The 18,140-nt window shown below is 66.5% G+C and carries 18 protein-coding genes; 10 read left to right on the top strand and 8 right to left on the bottom strand.

Features of this window, described 5'->3' with window-relative positions; genetic code table 11:
• Positions 1-90: 90 nt before the first annotated feature.
• The 6 genes from FBY30_RS20210 to FBY30_RS20190 form a co-directional block, all read right to left on the bottom strand.
• Positions 91-945 carry an IS3 family transposase gene (locus tag FBY30_RS20210; RefSeq protein ID WP_235009505.1) on the bottom strand — a complete coding sequence of 285 codons (855 nt, stop codon included), beginning with the start codon at positions 943-945 and terminating at the stop codon, positions 91-93.
• Positions 942-1,268, bottom strand: a complete 327-nt coding sequence (locus FBY30_RS21095) for a helix-turn-helix domain-containing protein (RefSeq protein WP_235009504.1) — start codon at positions 1,266-1,268, stop codon at positions 942-944. The genes FBY30_RS20210 and FBY30_RS21095 overlap by 4 nt, the downstream gene beginning before the upstream one ends.
• A gap of 272 nt (positions 1,269-1,540) precedes the next feature.
• Entirely contained in the window at positions 1,541-2,149 is a 609-nt protein-coding gene (locus tag FBY30_RS20205) for a hypothetical protein (RefSeq protein WP_235009517.1), read from the bottom strand.
• A 31-nt stretch (positions 2,150-2,180) separates the two neighbouring features.
• Entirely contained in the window at positions 2,181-2,585 is a 405-nt protein-coding gene (locus tag FBY30_RS20200; protein ID WP_142134623.1) for a DUF4383 domain-containing protein, read from the bottom strand.
• A gap of 155 nt (positions 2,586-2,740) precedes the next feature.
• On the bottom strand, positions 2,741-3,355 hold the full coding sequence (locus FBY30_RS20195) for a hypothetical protein (protein ID WP_235009516.1): 615 nt from the start codon (positions 3,353-3,355) through the stop codon (positions 2,741-2,743).
• Between the two features lie 134 nt (positions 3,356-3,489).
• The gene (locus FBY30_RS20190) at positions 3,490-3,963 is read right to left on the bottom strand and encodes an Lrp/AsnC family transcriptional regulator (RefSeq protein WP_142134621.1); all 474 of its coding nucleotides are present in this window, start codon (positions 3,961-3,963) and stop codon (positions 3,490-3,492) included.
• Between the two features lie 193 nt (positions 3,964-4,156).
• Between FBY30_RS20190 and pdhA the strand changes: the two genes are divergently transcribed.
• Genes pdhA through FBY30_RS20175 form a run of 3 tightly spaced genes read left to right on the top strand, consistent with a single transcriptional unit; the run spans position 4,157 to position 7,739 of the window.
• A complete protein-coding gene (gene pdhA, locus FBY30_RS20185) occupies positions 4,157-5,326 on the top strand; it encodes a pyruvate dehydrogenase (acetyl-transferring) E1 component subunit alpha (RefSeq protein ID WP_142134619.1) in 1,170 nt (389 codons plus the stop codon).
• Entirely contained in the window at positions 5,326-6,336 is a 1,011-nt protein-coding gene (locus FBY30_RS20180) for an alpha-ketoacid dehydrogenase subunit beta (RefSeq protein ID WP_142134617.1), read from the top strand. The genes pdhA and FBY30_RS20180 overlap by 1 nt, the downstream gene beginning before the upstream one ends.
• Positions 6,333-7,739, top strand: a complete 1,407-nt coding sequence (locus tag FBY30_RS20175; RefSeq protein ID WP_142134615.1) for a dihydrolipoamide acetyltransferase family protein — start codon at positions 6,333-6,335, stop codon at positions 7,737-7,739. Before FBY30_RS20180 ends, FBY30_RS20175 begins: the two co-directional genes overlap by 4 nt.
• Here the strand turns inward: FBY30_RS20175 and FBY30_RS20170 are convergent.
• Positions 7,736-8,401 carry an SACE_7040 family transcriptional regulator gene (locus tag FBY30_RS20170; protein ID WP_327437020.1) on the bottom strand — a complete coding sequence of 222 codons (666 nt, stop codon included), beginning with the start codon at positions 8,399-8,401 and terminating at the stop codon, positions 7,736-7,738. The two genes, FBY30_RS20175 and FBY30_RS20170, sit on opposite strands and share 4 nt — an antisense overlap.
• Positions 8,402-8,546: 145 nt before the next feature.
• Here FBY30_RS20170 and FBY30_RS20165 point away from each other — a divergent pair, with 145 nt between their 5' ends.
• From FBY30_RS20165 to FBY30_RS20135, 7 genes are read left to right on the top strand one after another with little or no spacing between them, the layout of a single operon-like run.
• Positions 8,547-10,154, top strand: coding sequence for a carboxyl transferase domain-containing protein (locus tag FBY30_RS20165; RefSeq protein ID WP_142134613.1), 1,608 nt, complete (start codon positions 8,547-8,549; stop codon positions 10,152-10,154).
• A 7-nt stretch (positions 10,155-10,161) separates the two neighbouring features.
• A complete protein-coding gene (locus tag FBY30_RS20160; protein ID WP_142134610.1) occupies positions 10,162-12,435 on the top strand; it encodes an ATP-binding protein in 2,274 nt (757 codons plus the stop codon).
• Between the two features lie 2 nt (positions 12,436-12,437).
• Positions 12,438-13,601, top strand: coding sequence for an acyl-CoA dehydrogenase family protein (locus FBY30_RS20155; RefSeq protein ID WP_142134608.1), 1,164 nt, complete (start codon positions 12,438-12,440; stop codon positions 13,599-13,601).
• A gap of 47 nt (positions 13,602-13,648) precedes the next feature.
• Positions 13,649-14,449, top strand: a complete 801-nt coding sequence (locus FBY30_RS20150; RefSeq protein ID WP_142135508.1) for a CoA transferase subunit A — start codon at positions 13,649-13,651, stop codon at positions 14,447-14,449.
• The gene (locus tag FBY30_RS20145; protein WP_442858291.1) at positions 14,446-15,228 is read left to right on the top strand and encodes a CoA transferase subunit B; all 783 of its coding nucleotides are present in this window, start codon (positions 14,446-14,448) and stop codon (positions 15,226-15,228) included. The genes FBY30_RS20150 and FBY30_RS20145 overlap by 4 nt, the downstream gene beginning before the upstream one ends.
• Positions 15,225-15,746, top strand: a complete 522-nt coding sequence (locus FBY30_RS20140; protein ID WP_142134606.1) for a MaoC family dehydratase — start codon at positions 15,225-15,227, stop codon at positions 15,744-15,746. Before FBY30_RS20145 ends, FBY30_RS20140 begins: the two co-directional genes overlap by 4 nt.
• A gap of 4 nt (positions 15,747-15,750) precedes the next feature.
• On the top strand, positions 15,751-16,590 hold the full coding sequence (locus FBY30_RS20135) for an HpcH/HpaI aldolase/citrate lyase family protein (protein WP_142134604.1): 840 nt from the start codon (positions 15,751-15,753) through the stop codon (positions 16,588-16,590).
• On the opposite strand, the gene FBY30_RS20130 is transcribed toward FBY30_RS20135, so the two are convergent.
• Positions 16,591-18,060 (bottom strand): lipase maturation factor family protein, encoded by a 1,470-nt coding sequence (locus FBY30_RS20130; RefSeq protein WP_142135502.1) that lies wholly within the window; start codon positions 18,058-18,060, stop codon positions 16,591-16,593.
• Between the last annotated feature and the right edge of the window lie 80 nt (positions 18,061-18,140).

The raw sequence follows: 18,140 nt of genomic DNA, 5'->3' as shown, positions 1-18,140 counted from the left end.
GAAGCCCCGGGACTGTTCCGGCGCAACGCGAAGAGCCTCCTGCCGCAGAACTGAACTGGTCCCCGGAAGTTGGACTGGCCAAATAAGAGCCTAAGCCGCAAGGGCCTGGGTCCGGTATTGCACCGGGCTCAGGCCCTTGAGCTTTGTCGAGATTCTTTGGGTGTTGTACCAGCGGATGTATTCGTGCAGTGCCGCTGTCAAGGCGTCGGTGCTGAGGTATCGCACGTGATGGAAGAGCTCTTCCTTGAGGTGGCCGAAGAAGTTTTCCATCACGGCGTTGTCGTAGCAGTTGCCCTTGCGTGACATGGACTGGCTCGCGCCGGCTTCCTGTAAGAGTTTTCGCCATGAGACGTGCTGGTACTGGAAGCCCTGGTCGGAATGCACGAGTGGCTGCTGGTTATCCTCAAGGCCGGCAAGGGCCTGGCGTAGCGAATTATTGGTGAGCTCCAGATTCGGGGACGGGCTGATCGAGTAGGAGATGATCTGCCGGTCGAAAAGATCCATGACCGGCGAGAGATAGAGCTTACGGTCGCCGACGCTGAACTCCGTCACGTCCGTTACCCACTTTCGGTTCGGGGCATCCGCCTCGAACTCCCGGTTCAACACGTTCGGGGCAACCCTGCCCTGCCCGCCCTGGTAGGAGTTGTAACGCTTCTTCCGCCGGACCTTGCACACCAGGTTCAGGGACCGCATGAGCTTCAGCACGGTCTTTTTCGCGGCCGTCCACCCCTGCTTGAGCATCTCGGTGTGGACCCGCCGGTGCCCGTACCGGCCATGGTTCTTCTCGAAAATTTCCCTGACAGCGGCCTTGATGGCCTCCTGCGGATCAGGGCCTTGGATGCGTGCCTGATGATAGAAGAACGTGGACCTGGCAAGAGCTGCTGCCTGCAGCAGGACCGGAAGCGGGAAGTCAGCCTTGAGAGCGATGAGGGCTTGGACCTTCACCGTCGTTCCTGCGCCCTCAAGGCCCGCAATTTTCCCAGGTAAGCCACTTCCGCCCGCAACCGTTCGTTCTCCCGCCGCAACCGCTCCAGTTCCGATACCTCGGCCGGCTGCGGGGCACCGGGTGCCTTAGGCCTGCCCTTGGGCTTGGGACGTAACGCGTCTGGGCCCTCGCGGCGATACGCCCGGGCCCACGTCTTCAGTAGCGTGGGCGAGGACAAACCAACCTCCGCCGCGAGATCCGGGGCAGACTCACCGGCGATAAACCGTTCAACCAGCGCGAGCTTGAATTCGAACGAGTACACCTGTTTCGTCGGCTTGGCCACCAGCGCTCCTCGACCATGGATCTTCCACCGCCGATAGAGAACCCTTACCGGCGGGCGGGACACCCCCAGCAACGTCGCCGCTGCACTATCCGCGATGCCCTTCTCAAACCACGCTACAGCGGCCTCACGCTGAATCTCAGACAACGAACTACGTGCATGCATAAAACTGCTCCCCGGAAGTCGGAACTGAATTTCTCAGTCCAACTTCCGGGGAGCAGTTCAGACCGCGGCATGGAGGCTCTTTCGTTGGAGTTGGTCTTGCTGGGGACGGCTTAGTGCTGGTGATGGCCGCCCGGCGCCAGGTTCCCGTGGCCACCGTGCGGCACTGCGTACTGGCCGGCGGTCGAAGCGGCGAGTCCCGGCGTCGTAATGCCCGCCACCAGGACGGCGCCCGCGAACGCTGCCAGCAGCAGCCTCCCCGGGCGCATGGCCCGCTTTTCCCCGCTTGCCCGCCCCAGCCAAGCAAGCGAGGCGATGATCATCAGTGTGAGCAGCAGCGCCGAAAGATGTGTCAGGTTCAGCCCGGAGGTTGCGGGGGTGGGGAAGGCGATGGCGGCGAGATGCGCCACGGCCGCGGCTGCCAACGCATACCGCACCCGCCGGCCGCCTGCTGGCCGGTCCCTGGCCAGGAATACCACGGCACCGGCCAGCAAGGCCGCGCCCCAAAGCCCGGCCACCGCTCCGGCGATGACCCTTTCCGGCTCACCGGAGCCAGCTGCAAAGAAGCTCGACGCAATGGCCAGGTTGACGGACCCCGCGCCGAATCCGGCAAACCCTGTTACCAGCCGGACCGAAGGGTGCGCCTGGGGCACCGCTTGCGGCGGCACCGGGCGGTCCAGCCGTGCTGGTGCCCAGAGAGCCGCTGCGTCGTGCCCTGTCATGCTCTGCCCCGCCGTGTCCTGTCCCGGCATGCTAGGCGCGGGCTGCGGCCGGGGACTTGTCCAGGGACAGGCCCACGCCGAGCAGGAGTACCGCGCTGGCCAGGTGGAGGACGTTGTCGGCACCGTTCAACGCGATAATGTTCAGCGGCGAGTTCAGCAGGAACAGGCCAACAATGCCCACCAGGAGGTAGACGGCGCCTACGGTGGCGTTTACCGTGCGTGCGCTGGCCGTTCCGCGAAGCCCGGCGAACAGCAGCGCGGCGCCGATTGCCAGGTGAATGACATTGTGCAGCGGGTTGACTTCGAAAATGATGAGGTTCGCGCCCTCGGTGGCGGCGAAACCGACGCCGGAGGTGACGGCGAAGCCCAGGAGGCCCACCAGCAGGTAGACGGCTCCGAAAATGGTGGCGATGAGGCGGTTGGGTGAGTTGCGCATGGCCTAGATCCTTCCGATAGGGCGGGTGGGCCCACCCGCCGTTTGTGGTCCCTGGGCGGGACCCTCGGAAGCGATTCGGATCGCGGGCGGAGGTGGATGGGTAAAAAGAGCAGTACCCTTTCCACTTTCCGGCTTTCCCCGCCGTCACGTGGACTCTACGAGGCGGGACGCAGCTTGATGTTGATCATGCGGAGCTGGTCGGTTCCCTGGAACTTGTAGGCCAGGTCAACCTTCTTGCCGGTGCAGCTGATCTGGCCCACCACCTCGGCCGACTTGACGCCGTTCTCGGTGGCAACCTTGAGGTTGTTGTAGGAGGGCTGGCAGGAGCTGTCCATTTCCAGGCTCTGCACCCCGGAGATGAATGCCTCCTTGGAGAGCTGCTCCTGCAGGGCAGGGTCAAGGTATTCGTCATACGCCCCGGAAGTGTCGCCGGCGATCACCTTTTTGGTGAAATCGTCCGCAAGGCCCCTGGCCTGGTTGGTGGCACTGCCCACGATGTTCACCAGGATGACGACGCCGATGATCACCAGCAGCAGCACCCCGCCGATGCTGCCAAGGATGATCCACAGCCTCCGCCGGCTCCGCTGCCGGATCCGCTGCAGGGGAGGCTCACCGGGCAGACCGAACGGGGCCGGCTGCTGCGCCGGCATCGGGGGAAACTGCTGCGGCGGCGTGTAGCCCGAAGCGCCCTGCTGGTACGGACCCTGCTGGTATGGATCCTGGGAGCTGCCCTGGTCCTGGGGGCTGCCCGCTTCCTGGGGACTAGTCAAGTGGGAGCCTTTCATCGAACAGGCGCTCTGGCGCCGGCGGGCGGACGGGCCGTCCCGGCCCGCGCATGACTGGAACCAGCCTATAACCCCGCCCGTCGCCGTCGTGCTTTCAGCGCCGGCTTGAAATCCTGCCGCTACGCGCCCTCGGAGCCCCGGTCCAGCAGGGGCTGCACCCGGAAGGGGATCAGCTCGCCCATCGCCAAGGCTGTGTCCGCCCGCTCCACGCCGTCGCAGGCCAGGATCTTGCCGTTGATGCGGAACAGGTCCTCGGCATCCCGGGCCACCACGCGCAGCAGCAGGTCGGCCGATCCGGTCAGACCGTATCCCTCCAGAACCTCCGGAATGGCCGCGATCTCCTCCGCCAGCCGCCCAAGCTTCTGCTGCTGGACATGCACCGAGATGAAGGCCATGAGCGGGTACCCCAGCGCAGCCGGGTTAATGCGCCGTTGAAAGGACAGGAAGGCGTGCTTCTTTTCCATCTGGGCCATCCGCGCCTGGACCGTATTGCGGGAGAGGCCCAGCTTCTGGGCGAGCGCCACTACCGTCCGGCGCGGATCCTCTGCCAGCGCCGACAGCAGGCGGGTGTCAGTGCCATCCAAAGCTTGCATAATGCGCAACGCTAGCACGGTACGGGATGGCTCAACCGTGCATCCTGCTCAAGAAATTCCTAAGTGGTTGTACCCCCTGGACGTTGTGAGTAGGGTCACAGTATCTGGGGCAATGACGCCCGGAAGGCCGGTGGCTGCAGGGGCCAAAAGCCCTAAAGCCACGGGTCAACGACGTACGAAGGTTGCGGCAATCGTGTCTACAGACGAAACGGGCCATGGCGGCGCACAGACCCCCGAAAGCGCAGGAAATCCGGGCACGCCCGGGCAGGAATTTCTCCAACTGATCACCCCGGCAGGCGAGCGCATCAGCCATCCGGAATTCGACTTCTGGGTCAGGGATATCACCGACGAGCAGTTGTGTTCCCTGTTCGAGGACATGACCGTCATCCGCCGGATCGACGTGGAGGCCACCGCCCTGCAACGGCAGGGTGAGCTGGCCCTGTGGCCCCCGCTGCTCGGCCAGGAGGCGGCCCAAATTGGCTCCGGCAGGTCGCTGCGCGCGGACGACTTCGTGTTCTCCAGCTACCGCGAGAACGGCGTGGCGTACTGCCGCGGCGTGGATCTGACCGACCTCCTCCGGGTATGGCGCGGCAACGCCTCCGGCGGCTGGGACCCATACAGCATCAACATGGCCACGCCGCAGATCATCATCGGTGCCCAGACCCTGCACGCCACCGGCTATGCCATGGGGATCCAGAATGACGGGGCCGACGCGGCCGCCATCACCTACTTCGGCGACGGTGCCACCAGCGAAGGCGACGTCAGCGAGGCCATGGTATTTGCCGCCAGCTTCCAGGTCCCCGTGGTGTTCTTCTGCACCAACAACCACTGGGCCATCTCCGAGCCGGTACGCCTGCAGTCCCATATCCAGCTCGCGGACCGGGCTGCCGGCTTCGGCATCCCCAGCCTGCGGGTGGACGGCAACGACGTCCTGGCGGTCATGGCCGCCACCAGGCTGGCACTGGACCGGGCACGGCGCGGCGGGGGTCCCACCTTCATCGAGGCCGTCAGCTACCGCATGGGGCCGCACACCACCGCGGACGATCCCACCCGCTACCGCGACGCCAATGAACTGGAGGACTGGGCGGCGAAGGACCCCATCTCCCGGCTGGCAGGCCTCCTGGACCGGAAGGGCCTGCTCAGCCCCGAACTGCAGCAGCAGGTCAAGGACAAGGCAAACGCCGTTGCGGCGGAGGTGCGCCGCGGCTGCACCACCATGCCCAATCCCCAGCCCATGGACATCTTCAAGCACGTCTACAGCACACCCAACTCATGGCTGGAACGCCAGCAGGACCATTACGCCCGTTATTTGGCGTCCTTCGGCGATCCCGCAGGAGCCGTTTCAGAGGAAGGTGCACGCTGATGACGCAATTGACCTTTGCCCGTGCCATCAACGCCGGGCTGCGCAAGTCCCTGGAGAACGACTCAAAGGTGGTCCTCCTCGGCGAGGACATCGGCACCCTGGGCGGAGTGTTCCGGGTGACGGACGGCCTGCAAAAGGACTTCGGGACCCACCGCGTCGTGGACACGCCACTGGCCGAGTCCGCCATTGTGGGCACCGCCGTGGGCCTGGCCTACCGGGGCTACCGGCCGGTGGTGGAGATCCAGTTCGACGGGTTCATCTACCCGGCGTTCGACCAGATCGTCAGCCAGGTGGCCAAGCTGCACTACCGCACCCTCGGGGCCGTCAAGATGCCCATCACCATCCGGGTACCTTTCGGCGGCGGCATCGGCTCGCCCGAGCATCACTCGGAATCCCCGGAAGCCTACTTCACCCACACCTCCGGGTTGCGGGTGGTGACCGTGGCCAACCCGCAGGACGCTTACACCGTGATCCAGCAGGCCATCTCCTGCGACGATCCCGTCCTGTATTTCGAGCCCAAGCGCCGCTACCACGACAAAGGCGAAGTGGACGAGTCCGTGGATCCGGCCAAGGCCCTGCCCATGGACAAGGCGCGGGTTTTGACCGACGGCAGCGACGTCACCCTGGTGGCTTACGGGCCCCTGGTCAAGACCGCCCTGGACGCCGCCTCCGCCGCTGCCGACGAAGGCATCTCCATTGAAGTCATCGACCTGCGCTCGCTTGCCCCCGTGGACTACGAACCCGTGGTGGCCTCCGTGCGGAAGACCGGGCGGCTGGTGGTGACCCACGAGGCCGGACAGTCCGGCGGGCTCGGCGCGGAGGTGGCTGCGAGCATCACCGAGCGGTGTTTCTATCATCTGGAAGCAGCTCCCGTCCGCGTGACCGGCTTCGACATTCCATACCCGTACTCCAAGCTGGAAATGCACCACCTGCCGGGCCTGGACCGCATCCTGGACGGCGTTGACCGTGCCCTGGGCCGCCCCAACTCCCTGAGCGGGCTGGAAGGATGAGTGCCACCATGATCAAGGAATTCCGGCTCCCGGACCTGGGGGAGGGGCTCACTGAGTCCGAAATCCTCAGCTGGAAAGTGGGTGTTGGCGACACCGTCAGCCTGAACCAGGTCATCGCCGAGGTGGAAACGGCCAAGGCCGTGGTGGAGCTTCCGTCGCCGTTCGCCGGCGTCATCAAGGAACTTCACGAGCAGCCCGGTTCCGTCGTGGAGGTGGGCAAGCCCATCGTCTCCTTTGAGGTGGCGGACGACGCCGGCGGGTCACCTTCTGTCCCGTCCGGCACAGTCCCGTCCGGTACCGTTCGCACCGGCGCCGGAAGCGCGGGGTCCGGGGAGGCTGCGGTGGAAACGCCCAAACGGGAACCGAACCTGGTGGGGTACGGCGCCGTCGTCGAAGGTTCCGGGCGCCCCACGCGCCGGGCGCGGAACTTCGCCCCGGTGGCTGGGCCCGCCGAAACCAAACCCGCGGTGGTTGAGCCTGTCGACACCAGACCTGTCGACACCAGCGCGGCCGAACGTCCGCGGTCCACTCCTCCTGTCCGCAAGTTGGCCAAGGACCTTGGAGTGAACCTCGTGCAGGTTCGCGGTACCGGTCCCGGCGGCCTGATTACCAGGGAGGATGTGCAGGGATTTGCCGGGCAGGTGGAAGAGGCTGCCACGCCCTTGGCCGGCCAGGTGTCTGCAGCTGCAACCGCTGCGGGGGAGCGGGAAACCCGGACCCCCATCAAGGGCGTCCGGAAACACACCGCGGCCGCGATGGTGCAAAGCGCCTTCACCGCGCCGCATGCCACCGAGTTCCTCACCGTGGACGTCACGCCCAGCCTCGAGCTGCTGGCCAAGCTCAAGGACAGCAGGGCATTCGCCGGCATCAAGCTCACGCCCCTGACACTCGCAGCCAAGGCGGTCCTCATCGCCCTGCGCCGGCACCCGGCGTTGAATTCGCGCTGGGATGAGGAACACCAGGAGATCGTCACGTTCCATTACGTGAACCTGGGCATCGCCGCGGCCACGCCCAGGGGGCTCACCGTGCCCAACATTAAGGACGCCGACGCCCTGCAGCTCCCGGAGCTCGCCCAGGCGCTGGCTGAGCTCGCCGATACGGCGCGGGCGGGCAAGACCACCCCTGCCGACCTTACCGGCGGCACCATCTCCATCACCAACATCGGTGTCTTCGGCATCGACGCCGGCACCCCGATCCTCAACCCGGGGGAGGCGGCGATCCTTGGCCTTGGGGCGGTCCGCACCATGCCGTGGGAATACCGGGGTGAGGTGGCGCTGCGCCAGGTGCTCACGCTGAGCCTGTCCTTCGACCACCGGCTGGTGGATGGGGAACAAGGCTCCCGTTTCCTGGCCGACGTCGGCGCCATCCTGGCCGAGCCGGGGATGGTCCTCACCATGGTCTAGCCGCGGGGCGGTGTGCTCTCAACCATCAGGGCTGCCAGCGCCATCCGTTCCAGCAGGGGGCGGGCAACGCTGGCAGCCATCCGCCTGCCATGGCTGCGGACCGAGTGGGGCGTGGAATTGATCAGGCCGAAGGTGGCATGGGCACGCATCCGCAGCTCTGCGGCATCGATGCCGGGGTGGACCTTGGCCAGGACGTCCACCCACACCTCCACGTAGCTGCGCTGCAGTGCGCGCACCGCGGACTGGTCCTGCTCCGACAGATTGCTGAGGTCCCGGTCCTGCACCCGGATCACGTCGGGCTTGCCGAGCGCGAAATCCACCTGGAACTCCACCAGTTGACGCAGCGCTGCCAAGGGATCGGCGGTGCGCTCCACAACTTGGCGCCCGCCGTCGAGCAGTTCCTGGCTCACGGTGACCAGCAGGTCGGCGAGGACTGCCTGCTTGCCGGGAAAGTGGCGGTAGACCGCAGGCCCGCTGACGCCCGCGGCGGCGCCCAGGTCCTCCAGGGACACCCGGTTGAAGCCGTTGGCTGCGAACAGTGATGCCGCAGCAGTGAGCAACGCCTGCCGCCGGTTCTCCTTGGCCTTGCCGCGCTGCGTTGTAGGGACCTGCGTTGTGGGGGCCTGCGTGGCAGGGACCGGCTGCACTGGATTGCTGGACACTTTTCCTCCTGGGGCCGACGCAGAGTCTAACAAGGCGCCCGTGTGTTGGACATCACAGTTAATCGAGACTAACCTGAATTTCAGTTATTAGTCACTAACCGAGTTGGCTTTGTGCTGGCCCGGTGCGCATAAGGATGGATCGTCAATGGAGACCCTGGCCACCCGGCTCGACCCCGCAAGCGAGTCCTTCCGCGCCAACCGTGAAGCGCAGCTGGCGCTCGCGGAGAACCTGCGGAAGAGGCTGGCGGATGCGGCGCTGGGCGGACCCCAGAAGTCCCGGGACCGGCACGTTGCCCGCGGCAAGCTGCTCCCGCGGGACCGGATCGACCAGCTCCTGGATGACGGCAGCCCGTTCCTGGAGATCGCGCCCCTTGCCGCCAACGGCATGTACAACGACGACGCATCGGGCGCCGGGGTAATCGCCGGGATCGGCCTGGTGCACGGACGGCAGGTGCTGGTCATCTCCAACGACGCCACTGTCAAGGGCGGCACCTACTACCCGATGACGGTCAAGAAGCACCTCCGTGCCCAGGAGATTGCCCTGGAGAACCGGCTGCCCTGCATTTACCTGGTGGATTCGGGCGGGGCGTTCCTGCCCAAGCAGGATGAGGTGTTCCCGGACAAGGAACACTTTGGCCGGATCTTCTACAACCAGGCCCGGCTCTCCGCCGCCAAGATCCCCCAGATTGCCGCCGTGATGGGGTCCTGTACCGCGGGCGGCGCCTACGTCCCCGCCATGAGCGACGAAACCGTCATCGTCCGGAACCAGGGCACCATCTTCCTAGGCGGACCGCCGCTGGTGAAGGCGGCTATCGGGGAAATCGTCACCGCCGAGGAACTGGGTGGCGGCGAGGTGCACTCCCGGGTCTCCGGCGTCACCGACCACCTGGCCGACAATGACGAGCATGCCCTGCAGATCATCAGGGACATTGTGGCCACCCTGCCACCCCCCGCCGCGCCCGCCTGGCAGGTGGAAGCCGCCGTCGAACCCGCCGTGGACCCGGAAGGGCTCTACGGCGCCGTGCCCACGGACGTCAACGCGCCCTACGACGTCCATGAAGTCATCGCCCGGCTGGTGGATGGCAGCTGGTTCCACGAGTTCAAGAAGGACTACGGCACCACCCTGGTCACGGGATTCGCCCGGATCGAGGGTCACCCGGTGGGCATCGTTGCCAACAATGGCGTGCTGTTCAGCGAGTCCTCGCTCAAGGGAGCCCATTTCATCGAACTGTGCGATCAGCGCGGCATTCCGCTGCTGTTCCTGCAGAACATCTCCGGCTTCATGGTGGGTAAGGATGCCGAGCAAGGCGGGATCGCCAAAAACGGTGCCAAAATGGTCACCGCCGTGGCCACGGCCCGTGTCCCCAAGCTGACAGTGGTGATTGGCGGATCCTTTGGTGCCGGAAACTACTCCATGTGCGGCCGTGCCTATTCACCGCGGTTCCTGTGGATGTGGCCGGCGGCCCGGATCTCCGTGATGGGCGGCAACCAAGCGGCCAGCGTGCTGGCCACCGTGAAGCGGGACCAGTACGAGGCGGCAGGGCAGGACTGGGCGGCCGACGACGAGGAAGCCTTCAAGGCCCCCATCCGCCGGCAGTATGAGGACCAGGGAAGCCCCTATTACTCAACGGCACGCCTGTGGGACGACGCCGTCATCGACCCCGCCGATACCCGCACCGTCCTGGGCCTCGCCCTGGACGTCGTCTCCCGCACCCCCTTGCCGGAGACGTCCTTCGGCCTCTTTCGGATGTGAGCCAGCAATGACCATGCAGACCAACACCGCCACGCAGCCCACGACCGCCGCCGGGAGCGGGGCGGCCGCCAATGATGCCACGCCCCTTTTCAGCACGGTCCTGGTGGCCAACCGCGGCGAAATCGCCTGCCGCGTCATCCGGACCCTCCGCCAGCTGGGGATCCGCTCGGTGGCTGTCTACAGCGATGCCGACGCCGGCGCCCGCCACGTGCGCGAAGCCGACACTTCCATCCGGATCGGCCCGGCCGCGGCAGCCGAGAGCTACCTGAACACCGACGCGATAGTGGAAGCCTGCCGGCAGTCCGGCGCCGAAGCCGTCCACCCGGGGTACGGCTTCCTCAGCGAGAACGTGGACTTCGCCCGCGCCCTCGAAAAGGCCGGCATCACCTTCATCGGCCCGGGCGTGGAAGCGCTGAACGTCATGGGCGACAAGATCCGCGCCAAGAACCATGTGGCGGGGTACGGCGTGCCCGTGGTCCCCGGCGTTGCCAGGCCCGGCATGACGGACACCGAACTGGTCGAGGCGGCTGCCGGCGTCGGCTATCCACTCCTGATCAAGCCCTCCGCCGGTGGCGGCGGCAAAGGCATGCACGTGGTGGAAAGGCCGGCGGACCTGCCCGCCGCCCTGGCTACGGCGCGGCGGGTGGCAAGCGCGGCGTTCGGTGATGACACCCTGTTCCTGGAGCGCCTGGTGACCACCCCGCGGCACATCGAAGTGCAGGTGCTGGCCGACACCCACGGCAACGTCATCCACCTGGGCGAGCGCGAGTGCTCCCTGCAGCGGCGGCACCAGAAAGTCATCGAGGAAGCACCGTCGCCCCTGCTGGAGGGCCTGCCGAACGGTGCGGAGGTGCGGGCACGGATCGGCGAAGCCGCATGCAACGCCGCCCGCAGCGTGAACTACACCGGGGCGGGAACCGTGGAGTTCCTGGTGTCCGACGATGCCCCGGACGAGTTCTTCTTCATGGAGATGAACACCCGGCTGCAGGTGGAACACCCGGTCACGGAAATGGTCACCGGCATCGACCTGGTGGAATGGCAGGTGCGGATCGCCGCCGGTGCGGAACTGACCCTGCGGCAGGCCGACGTCGAACTGTCCGGCCACGCGGTCGAGGCGCGCGTCTACGCCGAGGTGCCGGAGAAGAACTTCCTGCCGTCCACCGGGACGGTGCTGCAGCTGGATGAGCTGCCGGGACCACAGCAGCGGCCCAGCGCTCCCGCAAGCTTCGAAGCGGACCAGCCCGGCAGCCGGGTCCGGGTGGATTCTTCCCTGGTGGAAGGGCTGGAGCTGTCGGCACACTACGATCCGATGATCTCCAAGGTGATCGCGTGGGGCAGTGACCGTGGCGCGGCTTTGGCATCCCTGGACACAGCACTGACCGGCTACACGGCACTGGGCATCGAGACCAACGTCGAGTACCTGCGGCTCCTGCTCAATGATCCCGACGTCCGCGCCGGGCGGCTGGACACCAGCCTGATCGAACGGAAGCTGCCTGCGCTCGAATTCCGCCGCATCGGGGAGCCCGAACTCGTGGCTGCCGCGCTTTACGTGCTGACCCTCGAAGTGCAGAACGAGCCCGTCCCGGCGCCCGGGCCCTGGCAGGGCAGGAGCGGCTGGCGCCTTGGCGCGCATGCGCCGCGGCGCATCAGCCTGGGAACGCCCGACGGCGGCGTAACAACCGTGCTGGTCAGCGGCAGCCCCAACGGGGGAGGGACCGCCACGGTAACGGTCGACGGCGGTACCCGCCGGCGTGCGGCGCTGTACTGGTCCAGCCGGCAAAGCATCGACCTCGACCTGGACGGCGAACGCCGGAGTTACCGGCTTGCGCCGGTCTTCACGGGGCCGGTGGAACCGACGTGGAGCAATCCACTGCCCGGACGCCCCGCCCAACTCTTCCTCGGCAACGGCGGCTGGTCCTGCCGGCTTGAGGTCCTGACCCGAGAGGCGCGGCTGGAGCGGGTACTGGCAGCAGTCCAGCGGCAGGAAGGCGCCGCCGATCCCGAGGTGCGCTCGCCGATGCCCGGAACGGTGGTGGCTGTCCCGGTCAGTGACGGGGATGAGGTTCAGGCCGGAGAGGTCCTGGTGTCCGTGGAGGCCATGAAGATGGAGCACCATTTGGTGGCGCCGCTGGCCGGGACAGTTCACCTGACCGCCCGAACCGGGGACCTGGTGAAGGCCGACCAGGTGCTGGCCACCGTCCACCCCCATTCCACGGATACCCAACCCGCGCCCGGCAATACAGAAACAGCTACAGACGAAGACCAAGGCGAAGGAGCCTGACCATGACCGGTTTTGAACTTAGCGAGGAATACCAGGACCTCAGCGACACCGTGCGCGACTTCGCGGACAACGTGGTGGCCCCGGTCTCGGCGAAGCACGACGAAGAGCACAGCTTCCCCTACGAAGTGGTGAAGCAGATGGCCGAGATGGGCCTGTTCGGGCTGCCGTTCCCGGAGGAATACGGCGGCATGGGCGGGGACTATTTCGCCCTGGCCCTCGCGCTGGAACAGCTTGGCCGCGTGGACCAGTCCGTCGCCATCACCCTGGAAGCCGGCGTATCCCTGGGCGCCATGCCGGTGTACCGCTTCGGCACCGAGGCGCAGAAACAGGAATGGCTGCCCATGCTGGCGTCCGGCCAGGCGCTCGCCGGGTTCGGGCTCACCGAGCCGGAGGCAGGCTCGGACGCCGGCGGCACCAAGACCCACGCCAGGCGCGAGGACGGCAGCTGGGTGATCAACGGCAACAAGGAGTTCATCACCAACTCCGGAACCGACATCACCCGGCTGGTCACCGTCACCGCCGTCACGGGGCAGCAGGAACGCGAAGACGGCAGCATCAAGAAGGAGATCTCCACCATCCTGGTGCCCACGGACACCCCCGGCTTCAAGGCGGAGAAGCCCTACAACAAGGTGGGCTGGAACGCTTCGGACACCCACCCCCTCACCCTGAAGGACGTCCGGGTACCGGAGGAAAACCTGCTGGGCACCGAAGGGCGCGGCTACGCCAACTTCCTGTCCATCCTGGACGAGGGCCGCATCGCCATCGCGGCCCTGGCAACCGGCGCGGCGCAGGGCTGCGTGGACCTGTCGGTCAGGTATGCCAGCGAGCGCCGGGCCTTTGGCCACGAAATAGGCAAGTACCAGGCAGTCTCCTTCAAGATCGCACGCATGGAGGCGCGGGCCCACACCGCCCGGCTGGCCTACTACGACGCGGCGGCCCGGATGCTGGCCGGCAAGCCGTTCAAGACCCAGGCGGCCATCGCTAAGATGGTCGCAGGCGAGGCAGCCATGGACAACGCGCGGGATGCCACCCAGGTATTCGGCGGCTATGGCTTCATCAACGAGTTCACTGTGGCACGCCACTACCGCGACTCCAAGATCCTTGAAGTGGGGGAAGGCACCACGGAGGTCCAGCTGATGCTGATCGCCCGCGAACTGGGACTTTAACCCTGCGCCTGCCGCAGGGTACATAAGCCGGCCTGAAAGGATCAATGATGATTGACAAGGTTGTTGCCAGCGCTGATGAGGCCGTGGCGGACATTCCCGACGGTGCCTCGCTGGCCGTGGGCGGGTTCGGCCTCTGCGGGATCCCGGTAGCCCTGATCGACGCCCTGCACCGGGCCGGCACAACGGACCTGGAAACCGTCAGCAACAACTGCGGCGTTGACGACTGGGGGCTTGGCATCCTGCTCCGGGACGGGCGCATCCGCCGCACCATAAGCTCCTATGTGGGCGAAAACAAGGAGTTCGCCCGGCAGTACCTTGCCGGCGAGCTTGAGGTGGTACTTACCCCGCAGGGCACGCTGGCCGAGAAATTGCGCGCCGGCGGCGCCGGCATCCCGGCGTTCTACACCAAGGCAGGGGTAGGCACGCAGGTGTCCGACGGCGGCCTGCCGCAGAAGTACGACGCCAACGGAGGCATCGCGGTTGCCTCAGCCCCCAAGGAAGTGCGCCCGTTCGGTGGCGTCGACTACGTCCTGGAGGAGTCCCTCACCCCGGACTTCGGGCTGGTGCACGCGTGGAAGGGCGACCGCCACGGCAACCTTGTCTTCCACGCCACTGCCATGAACTTCAACCCGCTGTGTGCCATGGCCGGCAAGATCACCATCGCCGAGGTGGAGGAACTGGTGGAACCCGGAGAACTGGACCCCGAACACATCCACACGCCCGGCATCTTTGTCCAGCGCGTGGTCCTGGCGCAGAACGGGGAAAAGCGCATTGAGAAGCGGACCGTGGCACTGACCGCCCCGTCTTCAAGCGGAACAGCCGGCAGCAACCAGGAGGCAGGAGCATGACCATGGATCCCAACAGCCCCGAAGCTCCGCGGCCGGAAGCCGTACGGCCGGAATACCGGCGCGCAGGCTCCCAGCAGCACGCCGGCCAAGGTGACTCCACATCGCCCGCTGAAACGAAAGGCTGGAACCGCAATGAGCTGGCCGCCCGGGTGGCCAGGGAACTGCGGAACGGACAGTACGTGAACCTGGGAATCGGCATGCCCACCTTGATCCCCAACTACATCCCGGACGGGGTGGAAGTGGTGCTGCACTCCGAGAACGGGATCCTCGGCGTCGGACCTTATCCTGCCGAAGATGCCTTGGACCCGGACCTGATCAACGCCGGCAAGGAAACCGTGACCGTCAACAGGGGCGCGGCGTTCTTCGACTCCGCAACCTCCTTCGGCATGATCCGCGGCGGCCACGTCGACGTGGCCGTGCTGGGCGCCATGGAGGTGGCCGCCAACGGCGACCTGGCCAACTGGATGATTCCCGGAAAGATGGTCAAGGGCATGGGCGGGGCCATGGACCTGGTGTTCGGGGCCAAGCGGGTGATCGTGATGATGGAGCACGTTGACCGCAACGGCAGACCCAAGATCGTCCAGCAATGCTCGCTGCCGCTGACCGGCAAGGGCTGTGTGGACCGGATCATCACGGACCTTGCGGTCATCGACGTCGTCAAGGATGGCGGCTCGTCACGCCTGGTCCTGCAGGAACTCGCCCCCAACGTCTCCGTGGAAGACGTGGTGGCCGCCACCGGCGCGGACCTGTTCGAGGAAGACCGGGAACTCACGGTATGACGGGCGACGGCGGCAGGCGGGTCGTCGAGCAGCGCGGGCTGTACTTCGACGAACTGGAGGAAGGCGTGGTGTATGCCCACCGTCCCGGGCGCACGGTGACCGAAGCCGACAACGTCCTGTTCACCACGCTCACCATGAACACCCAGGCCCTCCACCTGGACGCGGCCTGGAGCGCGGGGCAGCCCTTTGGCCAGCGGCTGGTGAACTCCATGTTCACCCTTGCCACCATGGTGGGCCAGTCCGTCACCCAGCTAACCCAGGGGACCATCATCGCCCAGCTGGGCCTGACGGACGTGTCCTTCCCGCACCCGCTCTTTCATGGCGACACGCTGTACACGGAAACCGTCATTACCGGCAGGAGGCCTTCTGCCTCGCGCCCGGGCCAGGGGATCGTGACCATGGAACACACCGGCCGCAACCAGGATGGAACCGTGGTGGCCCGGGCCACGCGCAGCTGCCTGATGTGGACGCGGGACGCGTACCAGGACGCGCAAAACGTTCAAAACAACGGAGAATAGCCTTATGACTTTCGTGATGGGCCCTGCCCTGCTGTTCTGCCCCGCCGACCGGCCTGAGCGCTACCAAAAGGCCGCTGCCCGCGCGGATGCCGTGATCCTTGACCTGGAAGATGCGGTGGCGCCGGCGGACAAGCAGCGCGCCCGCGGCGCCATCCTGGCCCAGTTGGGAACCACCGGGGTGGAGCCGGAACTGGAACCCAGCTGCACCATCGTCAGGGTCAATCCCGTGGGAACCGAAGACTTCGAAAAGGACCTGCACTGCCTGGCCCACACGCCGTACCGCACCGTGATGCTGGCCAAGGCCGAGTCCGCAGAACAGCTCAAGGCCCTTGAGGGCTACCAGGTGATCGCGCTCTGCGAGACGGCCCTGGGCGTGCTCAACGCCCCGGCCATCGCCGCCGCGCCCAACGTGGTGGGACTCATGTGGGGGGCGGAAGACCTGCTGGCCACGCTTGGCGGGACTTCCAGCAGGACGGACGACGGCGGCTACCGGGCTGTTGCGCTGCACGCCCGCTCTTCGGTGCTGGTGGCGGCCAGGGCGTTTGGCAAGGAAGCCGTGGACGCCGTCTATACCAACATCCCCGACCTTGACGGGCTGGCGGCCGAGGCAGCCGACGCCGTCGCCTCGGGCTTCAGTTCCAAGGCATGCATCCACCCGAACCAGGCGGAGGTGGTCCGTAAGGCCTATGCACCCTCCGATGACGAAGTTGCCGCGGCCCAGGCACTCCTGGCTGCCGCGGAGTCGGCCGGGTCCGGAGTGTTCCGGTACGAGGGAAAAATGATCGACGGCCCCATCCTGAAGCATGCCCAGGAGATCATCCGGCGCGCGGCACAGAAGGTTTAGCTAGCGCTGCCGTCCCTGCTGCCGCCGCAGGGATGTTGGCGGGATGGGTTCGTACAGCAAGGTCCGCACCCAGCGGTTCCCTGTCTCGCGGAACTCCTTCCGGCTGGCGAAACGGTAATGGAAGCTGCGCACGCGCACCCACCGGGGCGCGGCGCCGTCGAACGGGTCATGCCGCAGCAGCCGCAGCATTTGCCGGTCCGCCGCCAGCAGCTTTGCCAGGAAGGCGTAAAACCATTCCTCGTGCACGCTGCGCAGCGGCAGGAACCACATAAGCCAGTCAAGGCGCAGGTGGTACGGGGCCCACTGCCTGGGGATCCTGCGGACATCGCCGGGCTTGCCCTTGAAGCCGTACTCACGCCACTCGGAGGTGTCGCCGGGGTCTTCGTCCAGGGTGCCCTCCACCACGATTTCGATGCGTTGCTTGGTCACGGAGCCAAATGCGCCGTAGGCGTTGACCAGCTGCCACCGGTTGAAGCTGGCGTTCATCAGCTGCCGGCGGGAGAAGAGGTTGCGCAACGGCCAGTAGCTCAGGGCGAGCAGCAGGAGGGACGCGGCCAGGGTGATGCCCTGCCACCACAAGGGCGTCTCCCGCTGTACGCCCATTGCGGCGTCCCAGTCCGCAGGGATTGCCGGTATCACGGCGTGCGCCACGGGGTCGCTGACTGCGGCGAACCCCAGCACTATCGCCATCCAGTTCAGCCAGGCGAAGTTGCCGCTGGCCACCAGCCACAGCTGGGTGGCCACCACGACGCCGGCAGCAACACTGGCTACGGGCTGCGGCGCGAAGAGCAGGAACGGCACCACCAGCTGCGCAATGTGGTTGCCCACCACCTCGATGCGGTGCAGCGGCTTCGGCAACAGGTGCGCCTGCCGGCTGAGCGGCCCTGGCATCGGTTGGGTTTCGTGGTGGTAGTACAACGCCGTCAGGTCCCGCCACTCCCGGCCGCCGCGGATCTTGATCATCCCCGCACCGAACTCGAGCCGGAACACCAGCCACACGATGAGGATCAGGATGGTCCTCGGCGGCTCCGTCTGGTTGGACCCAAGGAAGGCTACCGTGAAACCCGACTCCAGGAGCAGCATCTCCCAGCCGAACCCGTAAAACGTCTGGCCCACGTTCACGATGGACATGTACAGCAGCCACAGGGCCAGGAACGCGATCAGCGGCACCCAGGGCGGCCCCATCTGCGGGATCCCGGCCACGAGCAGCGCCGATACCACCAGCCCTGCGGCGCAGACACCGCGCAGCAGCCCGTCCGAGTACCGCCACCGGAACAGTGTGGGCCGGCGCATCCGGGTAAACGCCGCCAGGAACTCCGGCACCGGCAGCAGGCCGCGCTCGCCCAGCAGGGCTGGAAACTGGTTCAGCGTGGACAGGAACGCCACAAGGTACAGTGCCGCCACACCCCGTTGCAGCACCTGCCGGGCGAATTCGTACTCCGGCGCATCAAACCATGAGAGCCAGTCCACGCAGTCCACGTTACGCCCGGCCACCCCGGGGTCAAGGCGCAGCAGCAGGTCAGCGGCGCGGGCCGGCGCACGGCCGGCCC

It is taken from the genome of Arthrobacter sp. SLBN-83, from assembly GCF_006715285.1.
Taxonomy (GTDB): Bacteria; Actinomycetota; Actinomycetes; order Actinomycetales; family Micrococcaceae; genus Arthrobacter.
This window is presented reverse-complemented; position numbering and strand designations above follow the sequence as displayed.